14 protein-coding genes are annotated in these 15,232 nt (G+C 64.7%); 9 read left to right on the forward strand and 5 right to left on the reverse strand.

Features of this window, described 5'->3' with window-relative positions; all coding sequences use genetic code 11:
- Window positions 1–23: 23 nt before the first annotated feature.
- The gene (locus tag ACLFLU_RS32110) at window positions 24–1,688 is read left to right on the forward strand and encodes an aminotransferase class III-fold pyridoxal phosphate-dependent enzyme (RefSeq protein ID WP_426408723.1); all 1,665 of its coding nucleotides are present in this window, start codon (window positions 24–26) and stop codon (window positions 1,686–1,688) included.
- A 263-nt stretch (window positions 1,689–1,951) separates the two neighbouring features.
- Here the strand turns inward: ACLFLU_RS32110 and ACLFLU_RS32115 are convergent, their stop codons facing one another.
- The 3 genes from ACLFLU_RS32115 to ACLFLU_RS32125 all read right to left on the reverse strand — a co-directional run bounded on the left by ACLFLU_RS32115 (window position 1,952) and on the right by ACLFLU_RS32125 (window position 4,536).
- Window positions 1,952–2,611 carry a hypothetical protein gene (locus ACLFLU_RS32115; protein WP_426408724.1) on the reverse strand — a complete coding sequence of 220 codons (660 nt, stop codon included), beginning with the start codon at window positions 2,609–2,611 and terminating at the stop codon, window positions 1,952–1,954.
- A 150-nt stretch (window positions 2,612–2,761) separates the two neighbouring features.
- Entirely contained in the window at window positions 2,762–3,451 is a 690-nt protein-coding gene (locus ACLFLU_RS32120; RefSeq protein ID WP_426408725.1) for a methyltransferase domain-containing protein, read from the reverse strand.
- Window positions 3,452–3,483: 32 nt separating this feature from the next.
- Complete coding sequence (locus tag ACLFLU_RS32125; RefSeq protein WP_426408726.1) at window positions 3,484–4,536, reverse strand: glycosyltransferase family 4 protein; 1,053 nt, start codon at window positions 4,534–4,536, stop codon at window positions 3,484–3,486.
- A 274-nt stretch (window positions 4,537–4,810) separates the two neighbouring features.
- Between ACLFLU_RS32125 and ACLFLU_RS32130 the strand changes: the two genes are divergently transcribed.
- From ACLFLU_RS32130 to ACLFLU_RS32140, 3 genes are all read left to right on the forward strand, one after another.
- A complete protein-coding gene (locus ACLFLU_RS32130; protein ID WP_426408727.1) occupies window positions 4,811–5,506 on the forward strand; it encodes a L,D-transpeptidase in 696 nt (231 codons plus the stop codon).
- A gap of 254 nt (window positions 5,507–5,760) precedes the next feature.
- Entirely contained in the window at window positions 5,761–7,335 is a 1,575-nt protein-coding gene (locus ACLFLU_RS32135) for a hypothetical protein (protein ID WP_426408728.1), read from the forward strand.
- A gap of 189 nt (window positions 7,336–7,524) precedes the next feature.
- Window positions 7,525–8,022, forward strand: a complete 498-nt coding sequence (locus ACLFLU_RS32140; RefSeq protein WP_426408729.1) for an N-acetyltransferase family protein — start codon at window positions 7,525–7,527, stop codon at window positions 8,020–8,022.
- A 53-nt stretch (window positions 8,023–8,075) separates the two neighbouring features.
- Here the strand turns inward: ACLFLU_RS32140 and ACLFLU_RS32145 are convergent, their stop codons facing one another.
- Window positions 8,076–8,306 carry a hypothetical protein gene (locus tag ACLFLU_RS32145; RefSeq protein WP_426408730.1) on the reverse strand — a complete coding sequence of 77 codons (231 nt, stop codon included), beginning with the start codon at window positions 8,304–8,306 and terminating at the stop codon, window positions 8,076–8,078.
- Window positions 8,307–8,362: 56 nt separating this feature from the next.
- A complete protein-coding gene (locus tag ACLFLU_RS32150; protein WP_426408731.1) occupies window positions 8,363–9,148 on the reverse strand; it encodes a DUF899 domain-containing protein in 786 nt (261 codons plus the stop codon).
- 99 nt (window positions 9,149–9,247) lie between these two features.
- On the opposite strand from ACLFLU_RS32150, the gene ACLFLU_RS32155 reads away from it, so the two are divergent.
- From ACLFLU_RS32155 to ACLFLU_RS32175, 5 genes are all read left to right on the forward strand, one after another.
- A complete protein-coding gene (locus ACLFLU_RS32155) occupies window positions 9,248–10,468 on the forward strand; it encodes a helix-turn-helix domain-containing protein (RefSeq protein ID WP_426408732.1) in 1,221 nt (406 codons plus the stop codon).
- Between the two features lie 27 nt (window positions 10,469–10,495).
- Window positions 10,496–11,134, forward strand: a complete 639-nt coding sequence (locus tag ACLFLU_RS32160) for a PQQ-binding-like beta-propeller repeat protein (protein WP_426408733.1) — start codon at window positions 10,496–10,498, stop codon at window positions 11,132–11,134.
- 129 nt (window positions 11,135–11,263) lie between these two features.
- Window positions 11,264–12,832: a DUF4403 family protein gene (locus ACLFLU_RS32165; protein ID WP_426408734.1), complete on the forward strand. Its 1,569-nt coding sequence runs from the start codon at window positions 11,264–11,266 to the stop codon at window positions 12,830–12,832.
- Window positions 12,833–12,967: 135 nt separating this feature from the next.
- Entirely contained in the window at window positions 12,968–14,092 is a 1,125-nt protein-coding gene (locus ACLFLU_RS32170) for an ABC transporter ATP-binding protein (protein WP_426408735.1), read from the forward strand.
- A gap of 68 nt (window positions 14,093–14,160) precedes the next feature.
- Window positions 14,161–15,219, forward strand: coding sequence for an ABC transporter substrate-binding protein (locus tag ACLFLU_RS32175; protein WP_426408736.1), 1,059 nt, complete (start codon window positions 14,161–14,163; stop codon window positions 15,217–15,219).
- Window positions 15,220–15,232 lie beyond the last annotated feature (13 nt).

The raw sequence follows: 15,232 nt of genomic DNA on the forward strand, positions 1-15,232 counted from the left end.
TCGCAGTATTAGCGCTTGTTGTCATGGAAACGACACTCCCGATTCTCTCATTTTCCGTGGCCGCCGCAGCGTCCGCTGCCGCCGCCTTCCCGAAGCTCAAGGCGCGGCTCGAACTGTCCCGCGCCAAGCATCGCTCGCTCGCCGGGCACTCCAAGATGTCGCGCCGGGTGGCAAAGCTGCTCCCGTTCTACGAGTTCGAGGGCGACAAGTATTTCGGCTGCGATGGCGCGCCGGCGAATGTGGTGATGCAGCGCAAGGAGGCCTTCTTCCGGCTCGCGCGAATCTACGCCGATCGCTACCCCAAGGGCCGCGCGATGACGAAGGAAGCGGCGGAGACGATCTCCGACCTCAACTTCACCGAAACCTACCGCGTGCCGTTCCAGTTCTCGCGCCTCGCCCGCGAGCATCTGGGCACCTCGACCTTCATGGAATCGTCGAGCGGCGTCACCGTCACGGATGTCGATGGCAACACCTCCTACGACCTCACCGGGTCCTATGGCGTCAACATCTTCGGCAACGACTTCTACAAGGAGTGCATCGAGGGCTCCGAGAAGCGGGCGCACGCGCTCGGCCCGGTGCTCGGCCCCTACCACCCCGTCATCCTCGAGAACGTGCAGCGGCTCTGCCAGATCTCGGGCCTCGACGAGGTCTCGTTCCACATGTCCGGCACCGAAGCGGTGATGCAGGCGGTGCGGCTCGCGCGTTATCACACCAAGCGCACGCATCTGGTTCGCTTCGCCGGCGCCTATCACGGCTGGTGGGGCGACGTGCAGCCGGGTGTCGGCAATCCGATCAATGCGCACGAGACCTACACCCTCTCCGAGATGTCGGAGAAGACGCTGCACGTGCTGCGCACGCGCAAGGACATCGCCTGCGTGCTGGTCAATCCGCTGCAAGGCCTGCATCCGAACGTCAACGCGCCCGGCGATTCTTCGCTGGTGGATTCTTCGCGCGGCGGCAATTTCGATCGCGCCGCCTACACCGAATGGCTGAAGAAGCTGCGCGAGGTCTGCACCGAGCGCGGCATCGTGCTGATCTTCGACGAGGTCTTCGTCGGCTTCCGTCTCGCCCCCGGCGGCGCCCAGGAATATTTCGGCGTCAGGGCCGACATGGTGACCTATGGCAAGAGCCTCGCCGGCGGCCTGCCGGTCGGTGTGGTCTGCGGCAGACGCGAGCTGATGCGCCGCTTCCGCGACGACCGTCCCGCCGACATCTGCTTCGCCCGCGGCACCTTCAACTCGCATCCCTACGTCATGACGGCGATGGACGAGTTCTTGAGCCGGCTCGCCAGCCCGAACTTCCGCGCCATCTATGACGGCCTGGATGCGACCTGGAACGGCCGCGTCGAGAGGCTCAACCAGATGATGACGGATGCCAAGCTGCCGGTGCAGTTCGCCAACTTCTCGTCGATCTGGACGGTGAAATATACCACCCCGTCCCGCTACAACTGGATGCTGCAATATTACCTGCGTGCCGAAGGCCTGTCGCTGAGTTGGGTCGGCACGGGACGGCTGATCTTCAGCCTGAACTATACCGACGCCGACTTCACTGAGGTCGCCGACCGCTTCGTCCGCGCCGCCGGGAAGATGAAGGCCGACGGCTTCTGGTGGCACGACGGCGCGCTCACCAACAAGAACATCAAGCGGCAGATCCTGAAAGAGATGCTGGCCAAGCGTCTTGGGCGCTGAGGCTACATTACCCTTCACTCCGAACGCCGCCCTCTCCTCTCCCTCGCCCCGCTCTTCGCGGGGAGAGGGTCGGGGTGAGGGGCTGTTTCCGCAATCACGGTGAGAGCTGCCCCCGCGGAGAGCCCCCCTCACCCGCCGCGCTACGCGCGTCGGCCTCTCCCCGCACGCGGGGAGAGGCAAAGACGCCCCCAAGACGTGGATGCCCGGCGCAAGGCCGGGCATGACGTAACCATCAGACATCGGAGTGACGTGTGGCAGCGCGCTCAGGCGTGCTGCTCTTCGAGCGTGGGCTCGGAGATGAGGCCCAGCGTGTGCTCGGGGTTGAGATGCAGGCCGGGATCCATCAGCTCGCCGCGCATCAAAGCGAGTGGAGCGCTGCGATAGAGCATCAGATCGTGGAAGGGGTCGGTCAGGATCTTGGTCATCCAGACAAGGCCGGTCTCGACGTCCCGGATGAAGAACAGGTGCACGGTGCGGAACAGGAGACCGCCGCCGCCGATCACGAGCCAGATCTTGGCGACCTGCCGCATGAAATCGGCCGCAGTCGCCCAGGGGGTAAACAGGCCGAACAGCGTCGGATCGACCAGCAGCATCAGCGGCGACAGCGCCCAGATCGCCATCAGCACCACCTTGCGCTGAAGGTTGTAGCCGACCTTGATGTCTTCCTTGTACTCGTGCGTCGCCTGGTTGATGTGGTCGTAATCGTGCGGTTCGAAGAAGAAGTGACCGGCCTGGCGCGAGGTCATCGAGACCAGCCAGCCGACCAGCGCCGAGATCATCGGATCGACGAACAGCCAGACATAGGCAAAGAGGAAGCTCAGCGCGCTGACGAAGTGCAGGCTCTGATTGATGCGGCTGTGGTGATAGTAGCGATGGTCGTCCCAGCGCTGGATCCGCAGCTGCTCGAGATAATTCTTGATCATGCTATTCCCCAAAATGCTTTCGGGTAAGGGATTTACAGGGATTCGATGTACGCCGTGTGACATCATCATTTTGTCATATGACAATGTGCAGCGACGCGATGACGCACGACAACGCGCGAGCGGCGGCTCAGGCCGCCGCCCTCACCTTGCTCAGGCTGCCTTGGCGATTTCGACCTTGCGGAAACGCACCAGCGAGAAATGGCCGAGCGGCGGAATCAGGCGACGTTCGGCGAGCTCGATGCCCTTGGCGCCGGCGAGCCATTTGGCATAGCGCGACCAGGCGAACTCGGCGGTGCGGAAGCCGAGCGGACGCACCACCGGCTGCAGTTTCTGCTCGATGAAGCGGCGCATGCCGGTATCGGCGCTGACGCGGGTGAGAATGATCAGCTCACCGCCCGGACGCAGCACGCGGGCGAATTCGTCGAGCGCCGTCTCCGGATTCGGCACCGCGGTGACGACATACTGCGCCATCACGACGTCGAAGGAATTGTCGGGGAATTCGAGCTTCTCGGCATCCATCACCGCGAGGCCTTCGACGTTCTTGAGGTTGCCTTCGCTGACGCGGCGGCGCGCCTTGTCGAGCATCGCTTCCGAAATGTCGGTGCCGAAGATGCGGAGGTTCGGGGCATAGAGCGGCAGCGAGATGCCGGTGCCGACGCCGACCTCGAGCACGCGCCCGCCGATCTTGTTGGTGGCTGCGATCGCGGCCTGACGGCCTTTGGCGAACACGCCTCCGAACACGAGATCGTAGACCGGCGCCCAGCGATCATAGGCCTGCTCGACCGTACCGCGGGTGAGGTCTAGCTGCTGGGTGCCGTCAAGGTTCATGATCTTAGCCATCGATGAGGTTCTCGCTGTGGGTCAAAGTATGATCAGCCGCGCACCGGCCGCCGCGCCATCACAGGCGAGGCGCGCAGGACGCGGCTGGGCTGGAGTGAGGTGAGGTTGCCGACGAACTGGCGCGCGCTGTTCTCCCAGGAGCGCTCCAGCGCGAAGTTGCGGCAGGTCTCGCGCGACATGGTGAGCGCGCGCAGACAGGCGGCGCGGAGATCGTTGTCGATCGCGCCGATCGGGTGATCGGCAATGACGTCCTTCGGTCCGGTCACCGGAAACGCAGCAACAGGCGTGCCGCAGGCGAGCGCCTCCAGCTGCACCACGCCGAACGTGTCGGTGAGACTCGGAAACACGAAGACGTCGGCGGCGGCGAGATGCGCAGTCAGATCCGCGCCCTTCTTCTCGCCGAGGAAGACGGCATCCGGATATTTCTTCTCGAGCGCCGCCTTCTGCGGGCCGTCGCCGACGACGACCTTGGTGCCGGGCAAGTCGAGCGAGAGGAACGCCTCGAGGTTCTTCTCCACCGCGACGCGGCCCATCGTCATGAAGATCGGACCGGGAAGATCGAGCCTGGCCGGAGCATCCGGATGGAACAGCTCGGTGTTGACGCCGCGCCCCCAGAAGCCGAGCCGCTTGAAGCCGCGTCCCGAAAGCTCCTGCCGCAGCGACGGCGTCGCCACCATGGTCATGGCGGCGGCATCGTGGAAATGGCGCAGCACGGCATAGCCGACGGCATCAGGAATGCCGGTCCGCACCGAGACGTATTCCGGAAAGCGCGTCGTGTAGGAGGTGGTGAAGGCGAGACCGTTGCGGCGGCAATAGGCGCGCGCAGCCCAGCCGATCGGGCCTTCGGTTGCGATATGCAGCGCCTCGGGCGCGGCCTTCTCGATCCGCCGCGCGATCTCTTTTCCGCTCGGCAGCGCAAAGCGCAGGCCCGGATAGGTCGGCAGCGGCCACGACCGGAAGCCGTCCGGCGTCAGGAAGTCGATCTCGACATCGAGGGCCTTGGCGGCGGCCGCCAGCGAAGTCAGCGTCCGGACCACACCGTTGACCTGCGGATGCCAGGCGTCAGTCGCGATTAATACCCGCATGGGGAAATCCCGAGAGTTTGATGATTCTCGGCTTAGGACCATCAACCACGGATATTTCAGGCGTGTGACGTCACATAAGTGTCGGCGCACTGTTTTGTTCGTTAACGGGCGCGCTAGGCCACGAAACTGTCATGAAACAATCCTTGCCACGACGAAACCGTTTTCGGTTTTCCGAGCAAACGTCCCGAAACTTCTTTCCGTTAGGACTTCAAGCAACGGAGCACCGAAACGGTGCCGGGGTGACCAAGAAACACCACGCAAACAGGGGCGACCAATGTTCAATCTGGACACATTCAAGACGTATTCGCGCGCCGTTGCCGTCAGTGCAGTGGCCGTGACCGCAATCGCATTTGCCGGCCCGGCCAAGGCCGCGCCCGTGCAGCTGTTTCCGTTCTTCCAGCCGCTGCCGACGATGACTGCGCCGCAGCCGTACCAGCCGTATCAGGCGCCGACCTATCAGACCGCGCCGTCCGAGGATCAGGACGCCGTCGAGACGCCGGCCCGCTTCCGCCGCCAGGCCGTCAGCTATTCAACACGTGAAGCCCCGGGCACCATCATCATCGATACGCCCAACACCTATCTCTATTATGTGCTCGGTAACGGCCAGGCGATCCGCTACGGCATCGGCGTCGGCCGCGATGGCTTCACCTGGTCGGGCACGCAGTCGGTGACCAAGAAGGCCGAGTGGCCGGACTGGACCCCGCCGCCGGAAATGATTCAGCGCCAGCCCTACCTGCCGCGCCACATGGCCGGCGGCCCCGGCAACCCGCTCGGCGCCCGCGCCATGTATCTCGGCGGCACCGTCTACCGCATCCACGGCACCAACGCCCCCGACACCATCGGCAAGCACGTCTCCTCCGGCTGCATTCGCCTGACCAATGACGACGTCTCCGACCTCTACTCCCGCGTCAACGTCGGCACCAAGGTGATCGTGCTGCCGATGACCGAGCGCCGCGCCGAGCTTCGCTAGCGCGAGGCGGTAAGTAGCGACGAACGCGATTGAGATACGAACGGCCCCGGCGAGACCGGGGCTGTTTTCGTTTGCGGCGGCGAATGCGGGACAAATCCGCTTCGATCGCACCCTGACATGCCGGTGTCACAGATCTGTTGGAGCCGGATGTTAGGGAACGAGTGAGGCCCGCAGCGTCTCGCATTGTTTCGCGTGTCGCGCCGCGCAGCGCCTGTCGACCGAACTGCTCCCTTCCAAACAAAAGGCATTCCATCATGACGCGCTTGCTCCATGGCACCGCTGCCGCGTGTGTCCTGCTGGCGGCTGCATCCACCGCTGATGCCGGCCCCGCGATCTCCTACATTCCCAACAGTTTGACCCAGTCGACGATCGAACAGGGACCGTGGGCCCTGCATCAGTCGGGAGCTTTTCATCATCACGACGCTTCCGGCATCGTGCCGCCAAGCAGTCTGACGCCGCCCTACGATCCGACGCTCTACGGAACGCCCTACGCCGACTACTGCTCGGCCGCCGGAGAGCCGACGGTCAATCACGGCAAGAGCGTGATGCAGCCCTACTACTTCCCGTTCGTGCGCCGCCGCGGCAATCTGCTCGAAGGCCTGTTCGACTACCGCCCGCGGAACGAGCAGGAGACAACCGTCGCCGCGATTTCGCTGGACTGGGGCGCGAGCTGGATCTTCAGGGACAAGGCCTTGGCGCTCAACCCCTACTGCCCGTGGGACGCGACCGACCCCGACAATCTGAACGTCAATGTCAACGGAACGAAGACGCCGTATGGCTCTTCGAACGCGAATGCGGCCGACAACGGACTTGGTCACGCCTTCGCCCTCAGCGTAAAAGGCAAGCAACGCGTCTACCATCTCAACCGCGCCAATGGTCATATCGACAGCGATCAGCTGGTCGTTCACCCGCTTCACCGCGGAGAAGACTTCTCGTTGTACGGTCTGCCCGAGCTCGGTTACGTGAGCCCGCTCGCGTCCGGAGGCTATCCCAAGCTTGAGGCCACGGCCGGCGCGACGACGGGCCTGACGGACCCCGATGCCATCCTGGGCGCTGTGCACCTGGGCGAAAGCACCGCGGTCCTCTACGTCTCCAAGGACATCAGCACGGGAGACAAGAACTTCCCGCCAAATCAGGTGTGCCCGGCGACGCCCGCCTTTGCTCTGACCAACCTCGTGAACAAGAAGCCGCGAAAGACCAATCACGACGTGATTACGATTCGCGTCGCAACGACGGCGGACGGCCTGAACTTCACCGACGTCGGCGCCGCCACCGGCCTCAGCGACCAGACGACCGTCGCGCTGAACGGCATCCGCTGGCTCGGCAGTGGCAGCATCCTGCGGATCCATGACGGACGGTACGGCCTGTTCTTCGGCGCCGGAAATTGTCTGGACAATGATTCCGACGGCTTCCACTTCATCGGCTATGCCGAGACCGACAACCCGGTGCGCGCACCCGGCGATCTCATGAAGTGGCATGTGGTCAACGGTTTCGACAATCCGATCCTGTCGACGGACACCGTCGTCGATCCGTCAGGCCCGCGATCCTATCCGCTGAATGCACCGCTGGTGAATCTCCATGGTGTCGATGCGCTGAGCGCGGCACAGGTCGCACCTTTCAAGGCGCCGGCTCCGGGTTACACCACGAACTTCTTCAGTGGCCGGGTCTACGATCCGCAGGCCGTCCAGAGCGATGAGCGAACCGTGACGATCGTGTTCGCCGGCTACAATACGCCGCAGCCCAGCAACAATCTCGGCGACTATCGGTCGATTGGCCGCTTCCAGCTGAGCGTTCCGACCGGCTATTTCGGGCACCACGACGAGGACTAGGGGCGGACCGTTCAAACCGTCGAGATGGCGAACCAGTCAAACGGCCCCGGTAAACCGGGGCCGTTTTCGTTTTGCGCCGATCAGCCTCAATGCCGAGCTGAGGACGAGATTCAGATACGAACGGCCCCGGCGATGTCGGAGCCGTTTTTGTTTGGGCCACATGGCCCGTCGTGAGATATCGTTACCCGCATGATTAAACTGCTCACACCCGCCGACGCCGCACTCTACCGTGCGATCAGGCTGGAAGCGCTGTCGGCGCATCCTGAAGCTTTCGCCAGCACCTTCGCGCGCGAGCAGGAAAAGCCCCTCGCCTGGTTCGAGGAGCGCCTCACCACGTCGGACGTCTTCGGCGCCTTCATCGATGACGAGATCGTCGGCGTCGCCGGCTTCCGCCGGCAGGATGGTCCCCAGACCATGCACAAGGCCGATCTCTGGGGCATGTATGTGCGGCAGTCGGCGGGGAGAGCTGGCCTCGGCCGGCGTCTCGTCGATACGGTTATTGCCCATGCCGCAAAGCGCGTCGAAAAACTCCAACTGACCGTTGCGAGCAAGAATGAAGCGGCGTTACGCCTCTACGCGGCCGCCGGCTTCGTCGAATACGGCCGCGAGGTGAAGGCACTGAAGCAGAACGGCCGGTATTTTGATGAAGTCCTGATGGAATTATTCGTCGACGGAAGCGGCAAATAACAAAGACGGCCCGAGTGGACCAAGGCCGTCTTCGATCAGCACCGATGATCTCCTTATGCCCGTCCCCCACCCTGCCGCTCCGAGATCAGCCTCAGCCACGCCGCCGAGTGAAACGCACTCATCAAGAGATACATCGGGACCATCCCGCCCAGCGACAACCCGTAACCGGCGGAGCAGAGCATGTCCGCCGGGCTGCCACTGATCACAGCCGTCAGCACGGCCATGAGCGCGAAGGTGGGCGTGGCCGCAAGACCCAGCCATCGGGCGAGGTGAGACGCGGCCACGGCCTCCCTGTCATCGCGACCGCCGTCGGCGGCCGCGTTGACTGAACAGATCTCGGTCACTGCGCGCCCGCCGCGCGGAGCGCGATCTCGCCGGCGTCCGACACCTCGACCCATTTCTTGTCGGGCGCTGCGCCCACCTCGTAGCTGTCGTTCCAGTTCCACCATTTGTAGGTCGGGCTCTGCGGATACCCTGCCGGCGAATCCTCCCAGGGCTCCTGGCGGCCGAGCGGGGTGATGTCGAGATAGTTCCAGGTGCCGCCCATCTGCTCGTCGCCGCGGCTCTTGATCAGATAGGTGCGGAAGATGCGCGTCCCGTCGCGGTAGAACACGTTGGTCCCGTGCCACTCGCCGACGCCGAAATCGGCATCAAAACTGTCGGTGATGGTGACCCACGGAATGTTCCAGCCCATCCGCGCCTTCAGCCGCGCGATATCGGCTTGCGGCGCGCGCGAGGCGAACACCAGCGTGGTGTCGCGGGCGTTCAGGTGCGACACATGGGCGACCTGGTCGGCCACCATGGAGCAGCCGCGGCAGGCATGGTCTGGCCAGCCGAACACACCCGGCTCGAAGAAGGCGCGGTAGAGAATGAGCTGCTTTCGGCCCTGGAACAGATCGAGCAGACTGGCCTTGCCCGAGGGCGCCTCGAATGCGTAGGTTTTGTCGACTTCCATCCACGGCATGCGCCGGCGTTCGGCGGCAAGTGCGTCGCGGGCGCGGGTATGCGCCTTTTCCTTCACGAGCAGTTGCTGACGGGCTGCCTCCCAGTCCTGCGGCGACACCACTGGCGGTGTTTGCATGGCGGGCTGTCCGTTAGTTCCCGGTTTTTCTGCTGATGTCATCATGGCTCTCCAAACCTCTTGCTTACCGCACAATGTCGGCCGTCAACGATTTCTGGCACCAGACGGTTGCGTGGTGGGAGTAACAAGTGTGGCGGGATTTTCATGGAGTCGCTGATCACGGCCGCCGCGCGCGCGTTGGAGGCCGGCGATCCGCTCGGCGCGCTGAACCGCGTCGCGCTGGGCAACGATGCGCCGTCGCTGGCGCTGCGCGGCATCGCGATGGCGCAGCTCGGCGATCTCGCGAAAGCGAAGACGCTGCTGCGCAGCGCTGCGCGCGCCTTCGGGCCGAGAGAGGCGGTCGCGCGCGCCAGATGCGTGGTGGCCGAGGCCGAGATCGCGCTGGTCTCGCGCGACCTGAGCTGGCCGGCCAAAACTCTTGCCGGCGCGCGGGCAACGCTCGCAAGCCATGGCGATCTCGCCAATGCCGCTCATGCCGGCCACATCGAGGCCCGCCGTCTTGTCCTGCTCGGACGCATCGACGAGGCCGAGCGCACGCTGGCCGAGATCGGCGTCTCCCCGCTCCCGCCTGCGTCTGTCGTCGTTCGCGAGCTGGTGGTTGCCGGCATCGCCATCAGGCGGTTGAAAACAAGAGATGCGCGCGCAGCACTCGATCGCGCAGGCAAGGCAGCACGACTGGCAAAAATCCCGGCGCTCATGGCCGAGGTCGACAGCGCGAGCTTGATCCTGAACACGCCGGCGGCGCGCCTGATCGCGCGCGGCCGCGAACACCCGCTGCTGCTCGGCGAGGTCGAGAGACTGGCGACCTCGACAGCGCTCGTCGTCGACACCTTCCATCATGTCGTGCGCAGGCAAGGCACGGCCGTGTCGCTCGGAACGCGGCCCGTGCTGTTCGCGCTCGCCCGTCTGCTGGCGCAGGCATGGCCCGCGGATGTCTCGCGCGAGGCGTTGATATCGGGCGCGTTCCAGGCCAGGCACGTCGACGAGTCGCACCGCGCGCGGTTGCGCGTCGAGATTGGCCGCCTCCGCACCCAGCTCAAGCCGCTGGCCGAGATCAGCGCGACAAAACAGGGTTTCGAGCTGGCCCCGCGCAAAACGCGCGACGTCATCGTGCTGGCCCGGCCCGTCGAGGAGAAGCACGCCGCCGTCCTTGCCATTCTCGCCGACGGCGAGCCGTGGTCGAGCTCGGCGCTCGCACTCGCGCTTCACATGAGCGCGCGCACGGTGCAGCGGGCGCTCGAAGAGCTGGCGCGAACGAACAAGGTGCAGTCGTTCGGCCACGGACGCGCGCGCCGCTGGATGACCCCGCCCGTCCCCGGATTCCCGACAGGCTTGTTACTCCCCGGACCTCTATTAAAATCGTAGGCTGGTCGCATCACAGGGATCGAGCAGATGAAGCGTTCCGCCGCCGAGATCGTCAGGGAATACGGGCCTTTTCCGGGCGTCGAGGCCGTGCATGGCGTCACCTATGACGGCACCCATGTCTGGTTCGCATCGGGCGACAAATTGAATGGCCTCGATCCGGCCAACGGCAAGATCGCGCGTTCGCTCGATGTCGCCGCACATGCGGGCACTGCGTTCGACGGCCGCCATTTGTTCCAGATCGCGGAGGATCGCATCCAGAAGATCGACGCCGCGACCGGCAAGCTGCTCGCCACGATCCCCGCGCCGGGTGGCGGCGGCGATTCCGGCCTGGCCTGGGCCGAAGGCTCGCTCTGGGTCGGGCAATATCGCGAGCGGAAGATCCATCAGATCGATCCCGACACGGGCACGGTGCTTCGCACCATCGAAAGCAAGCGCTTCGTGACCGGAGTCACCTGGGTCGACGGCGAACTCTGGCATGGCACCTGGGAAGGCGAGGACAGCGACATCAGGCGGATCGACCCTGACACCGGCAAGGTGCTCGAACAGCTCGACCTGCCGGCCGGGATGATGGTTTCAGGGTTGGAATCCGACGGGGGCGATCGCCTGTTCTGCGGCGGCGGCGCCGCCGGCAAGGTGCGCGCGGTCCGTCGTCCCAGGCGCGGCTAGCCGCCTGAACAGACGGACACAGCACGGCCGCAGCCATTAACCGATTTGCCGCAATTCCACCCCACCGATGCGCTCTAGCGCCCTCCTCGCCTGCCCTGTAAAATCCCGTCGGGGCGGCTTGGGGGATTGATGCGACTGACGCTGAACTTGAAGACTGTCCTGATCGCCGTTGCGGTGCTCGCGGCGTCGTTTTTCATCAGCCTGAAGGCGATGGATTTGCTGTCGCCGCGCGCGACCAATTCGGCGCCGCCGGTCGCGCAACTGCCGCCGCTGCCGCCGGTCTCGAAAAGCTCGATCGTGGTGGCGCCAGTGGCGATCGCACTGTCGGCGATCCGGGAGCAGGCCGAGAAGGCTTCACCGCGCAATTTCGCGGGCAAGGCCGAGAATCCGATCTCGCAGATCCTGCAGGACGCCGATATCGGCTGGACCGCCGTCCGCGGACCGATGTCGGCCACCGGCGACAAGGACGTGCTGACGCTGTCGACGCCGATCAGCGGCAAGCTGAACGTGACGGGATCGCTGTCGGCGAAAGCCACCGGCGCGCTCGGCGATGCGCTGGGCAGCGTGCTCGGCGGCGACGCGGCGAAACGGATCGGCGCGGTCAACATCAAGAATTTGAACGCCAGCGCCGAGATCAAGGGCAGCGTCGTCGTCACCTCGCGCCCGAAGCTCGCGGCCGCCTGGCATCTCGAGCCGAATTTGGGCGCGCAGGTCAATCTCGGCGACACCAACCTCAACGTCGCCGGCGCCAAGGTCAACGTTCCGGCGCAGGTGAAGCCGCTGATCGACAAGACCGTCGGCGATCAGCTCAACGTCGTCTCCGAGCGCATCCGCAACGATCCCAGCCTGCGCGAGAACGCGAAGGTGCAATGGGCCAAGGCCTGCCGCTCGATCCCGCTGCAGGGCACCGGGTCCTCGGCCGCGCTGCCGCCGCTCTGGCTCGAGATGAAGCCGACCCGCGCGATCGCAGCGCAGCCGCGCGTCGACGCGCAGAACGTGACGCTGCTGCTCGGCCTCGAGGCCGAGACGCGCGTGACGCCGGCGCAGACCAAGCCGGACTGCCCGTTCCCCGACAAGATCTCGATCGTGCCGCCGACCGGCACCGGCGTGAACATCGGCGTTCCCATCGACGTGCCCTTCACCGAGATCAACAAGCTGATCGCGGCCCAGATGGTCGGCCACACCTATCCCGAGGACGGCTCCGGTCCGGTCGAGGTCACGGTGAAGAGCGTCAACGTCGTCCCATCAGGCGAGCGGCTTCTGATCTCGCTCTTGGTGCGCGCCAAAGAGAAGAAGAGCTGGCTCGGGCTCGGCGCCGAGGCGACCGTGCACATCTGGGGTCGGCCGATGCTCGACCAGGCGCAGCAGACGCTGCGGCTCGCCGACATCCAGCTCGCGGTGGAGTCCGAGGCGGCCTTCGGCCTGCTTGGCGCTGCGGCCCGCGCGGTGGTGCCGCAGATGCAGCAGGCGCTGGTGCAGAAGGCGACGCTCGACCTGAAGCCGATCGCCGCCAACGCGCGCGAGAAGATCGCAGGCGTCATTGCCGACTTCCAGAAGAGCGAGGACGGTGTCAAGGTCGAGGCCAATATCAGCAGCCTCACGCTGGCCGACATCGCCTTCGATTCCAAGACGCTGCGCGTGGTCGCGGAAGCCGGCGGCACACTCAACGTGTACGTAACCAAGCTGTCGGGGATGTAGCGCGCTTTCATGCACGGAATCCGCGCAAGCCTTATCGCTTGCGTCGCTGGCATTCTCGTTGGAGGATGCTAAGCTGCCCGTCGCAACTTCGAACGAGGTTGCTGACGGCATTGTAGGGGACAACGCGAGGACAACATGGAAGCCGGCATGGTCACGCCTGCGCCGGCACTGGTGCGCTTTTCCGGCATTCAGAAGACCTATGATGGCGAGCATCTCGTGGTGAAGAACCTCGATCTCGACATCAAAAAGGGCGAGTTCATCACCCTGCTCGGCCCGTCGGGCTCGGGCAAGACGACCACGCTGATGATGCTGGCCGGTTTCGAGGTTCCGACCCAGGGCGAGATCTACCTCGCGGAACGGCCGATCAAGAACATGCCGCCGCACAAGCGCGACATCGGCATGGTGTTCCAGAACTATGCCCTGTTTCCGCACCTGACGATCGAGGAGAACGTTGCCTTTCCTCTGTCCGTCCGCAAGGTCAACAAGGCGGACACGCAGGCGCGCGTCAAAGCGGCGCTGCGCATGATCAAGATGGAAACCCTGGCGCAGCGGCGGCCCGGGCAATTGTCCGGCGGCCAGCAACAGCGTGTGGCGCTGGCCCGCGCGCTGGTCTTCAATCCGCAGCTCGTGCTGATGGACGAGCCCCTGGGCGCCCTGGACAAGCGCCTGCGCGAGCAGATGCAGCTGGAGATCAAGCAACTGCACGAGACGATGGGCATCACCGTCGTCTACGTCACCCACGACCAGAGCGAAGCGCTCACCATGTCGGACCGCATCGCCGTGTTCAACGACGGCATCGTGCAGCAGATCGACAGGCCCGACGCGCTGTATGAGCATCCGGTCAACAGCTTCGTCGCCAACTTCGTCGGCGAGAACAATGTGCTGGCCGGCACCGTAGAGACGATCGAGAAGGATTGTTGCCGCGTCGCGCTGGCGGCCGGCGGCTCCGTCATGGCCCGTGCGGTCAACGTCTCAGGCGCAGGCGCATCGACCTCCTTGTCGGTACGGCCGGAGCGGATCGCCATCATCCCTGATGGCGCCTCCAGCGACGGACCGAACCGGCTGCCGGCCAAGGTGCTGAACACCATCTATCTCGGCGACCACGCGCTGGCCGTGCTCGATGTCGCAGGGAACGCCGAGTTCATGGTCAAGCTTCAGCCGGGGGCGCATGATAGCCTGAGGCATGGCAGCCTAAGATCTGGTGACAATGTCTTCATCACCTTCCGCCCCGAGGACTGCCTGGCCCTCGATCCCGTCTGATCCCACCAGCGCACCGCAATCGATCGACCTCAACGCAACGCAACGCAAATGAAGAAGGAACAAGGACCATGCTGAAGCGCAAGATTGGCAAGATTGCTCTGGGTTTCGCCGCGGCGTTCAGCGCCAGCGCCGCGCTCGCCACCATCGCGCAGGCGCGTGACCTCACCGTCGTGTCGTGGGGCGGCGCGTATCAGGACGCCCAGAAGAAGGTCTATTTCGAGCCGTTCAAGAAGGCATCTGGCGTTGCCATGAACGACGAGTCCTGGGACGGCGGCGTCGGCGTGTTGCGCGCCAAGGTGCAGGGTGGCGCCGCCACCTGGGACCTCGTCCAGGTCGAGAGCGACGAGCTCGCGGTCGGTTGCGAGGAAGGCCTGTTCGAGAAGCTCGACTATTCCAAGATCGGCGGCGAGGCCGCTTACATCCAGCCGTCGGTCAATCCCTGCGGCGTCGGCGCTATCCTCTACGATTTCGTGCTCGGCTACGACAAGGACAAGCTGAAGGAAGCCCCCAAAGGCTGGGCCGACTTCTTCGACACCAAGAAGATTCCTGGCAAGCGCGCCCTGCGTCAGGGCCCGAAGACCACGCTCGAGATCGCGCTGATGGCCGACGGCGTCGCGCCGAAGGACGTCTACAAGGTGCTGGCGACCGACGAAGGCGTCGATCGCGCGTTCAAGAAGCTCGACACCATCAAGGGCGACCTCGTCTGGTGGAAGGCCGGCGCACAGCCGCCGCAATTGCTCGCCTCCGGCGAAGTGGCCATGACCTCGGTCTACAATGGCCGCATCGACACCGCGAACAAGAACGAGAAGAAGAACTTTGGCATGGTGTGGGACGGCGCGCTCTTCACCCTCGACAGCTGGGTGATCCTGAAGGGCAGCCCGAACAAGGACGCGGCCTACAAGTTCCTGGACTTCGCCGGCAAGGCGGAGAACCAGTCGAAACTGTCGGAGAACATTGCCTACGGCACCTCGAACAAGGACGCCGCCGCCTTGATCCAGCCGGCCGTCCTGAAGGATCTGCCGACCGCGCCTGACAACATCAAGAACGCGGTCGAGATCAACGTTGCCTTCTGGCTCGAGAACATCGACCGCCTGACCGAGCGCTTCAACAAATGGGCCGCGAAATAGCGCGCCCTACAGG

This window comes from Bradyrhizobium ganzhouense (assembly GCF_049949285.1).
GTDB classification, from domain to species: Bacteria; Pseudomonadota; Alphaproteobacteria; order Rhizobiales; family Xanthobacteraceae; genus Bradyrhizobium; species Bradyrhizobium ganzhouense.

What these genes read in the sequence shown, in the direction of transcription:
- ACLFLU_RS32110 (WP_426408723.1), top strand. Translation starts at nt 24, where the DNA reads ATGGAAACGACACTCCCGATTCTCTCATTTTCCGTGGCCGCCGCAGCG.
- ACLFLU_RS32115 (WP_426408724.1), bottom strand. Translation starts at nt 2,611, where the DNA reads ATGATCAAGAATTATCTCGAGCAGCTGCGGATCCAGCGCTGGGACGAC.
- ACLFLU_RS32120 (WP_426408725.1), bottom strand. Translation starts at nt 3,451, where the DNA reads ATGGCTAAGATCATGAACCTTGACGGCACCCAGCAGCTAGACCTCACC.
- ACLFLU_RS32125 (WP_426408726.1), bottom strand. Translation starts at nt 4,536, where the DNA reads ATGCGGGTATTAATCGCGACTGACGCCTGGCATCCGCAGGTCAACGGT.
- ACLFLU_RS32130 (WP_426408727.1), top strand. Translation starts at nt 4,811, where the DNA reads ATGTTCAATCTGGACACATTCAAGACGTATTCGCGCGCCGTTGCCGTC.
- ACLFLU_RS32135 (WP_426408728.1), top strand. Translation starts at nt 5,761, where the DNA reads ATGACGCGCTTGCTCCATGGCACCGCTGCCGCGTGTGTCCTGCTGGCG.
- ACLFLU_RS32140 (WP_426408729.1), top strand. Translation starts at nt 7,525, where the DNA reads ATGATTAAACTGCTCACACCCGCCGACGCCGCACTCTACCGTGCGATC.
- ACLFLU_RS32150 (WP_426408731.1), bottom strand. Translation starts at nt 9,148, where the DNA reads ATGATGACATCAGCAGAAAAACCGGGAACTAACGGACAGCCCGCCATG.
- ACLFLU_RS32155 (WP_426408732.1), top strand. Translation starts at nt 9,248, where the DNA reads ATGGAGTCGCTGATCACGGCCGCCGCGCGCGCGTTGGAGGCCGGCGAT.
- ACLFLU_RS32160 (WP_426408733.1), top strand. Translation starts at nt 10,496, where the DNA reads ATGAAGCGTTCCGCCGCCGAGATCGTCAGGGAATACGGGCCTTTTCCG.
- ACLFLU_RS32165 (WP_426408734.1), top strand. Translation starts at nt 11,264, where the DNA reads ATGCGACTGACGCTGAACTTGAAGACTGTCCTGATCGCCGTTGCGGTG.
- ACLFLU_RS32170 (WP_426408735.1), top strand. Translation starts at nt 12,968, where the DNA reads ATGGAAGCCGGCATGGTCACGCCTGCGCCGGCACTGGTGCGCTTTTCC.
- ACLFLU_RS32175 (WP_426408736.1), top strand. Translation starts at nt 14,161, where the DNA reads ATGCTGAAGCGCAAGATTGGCAAGATTGCTCTGGGTTTCGCCGCGGCG.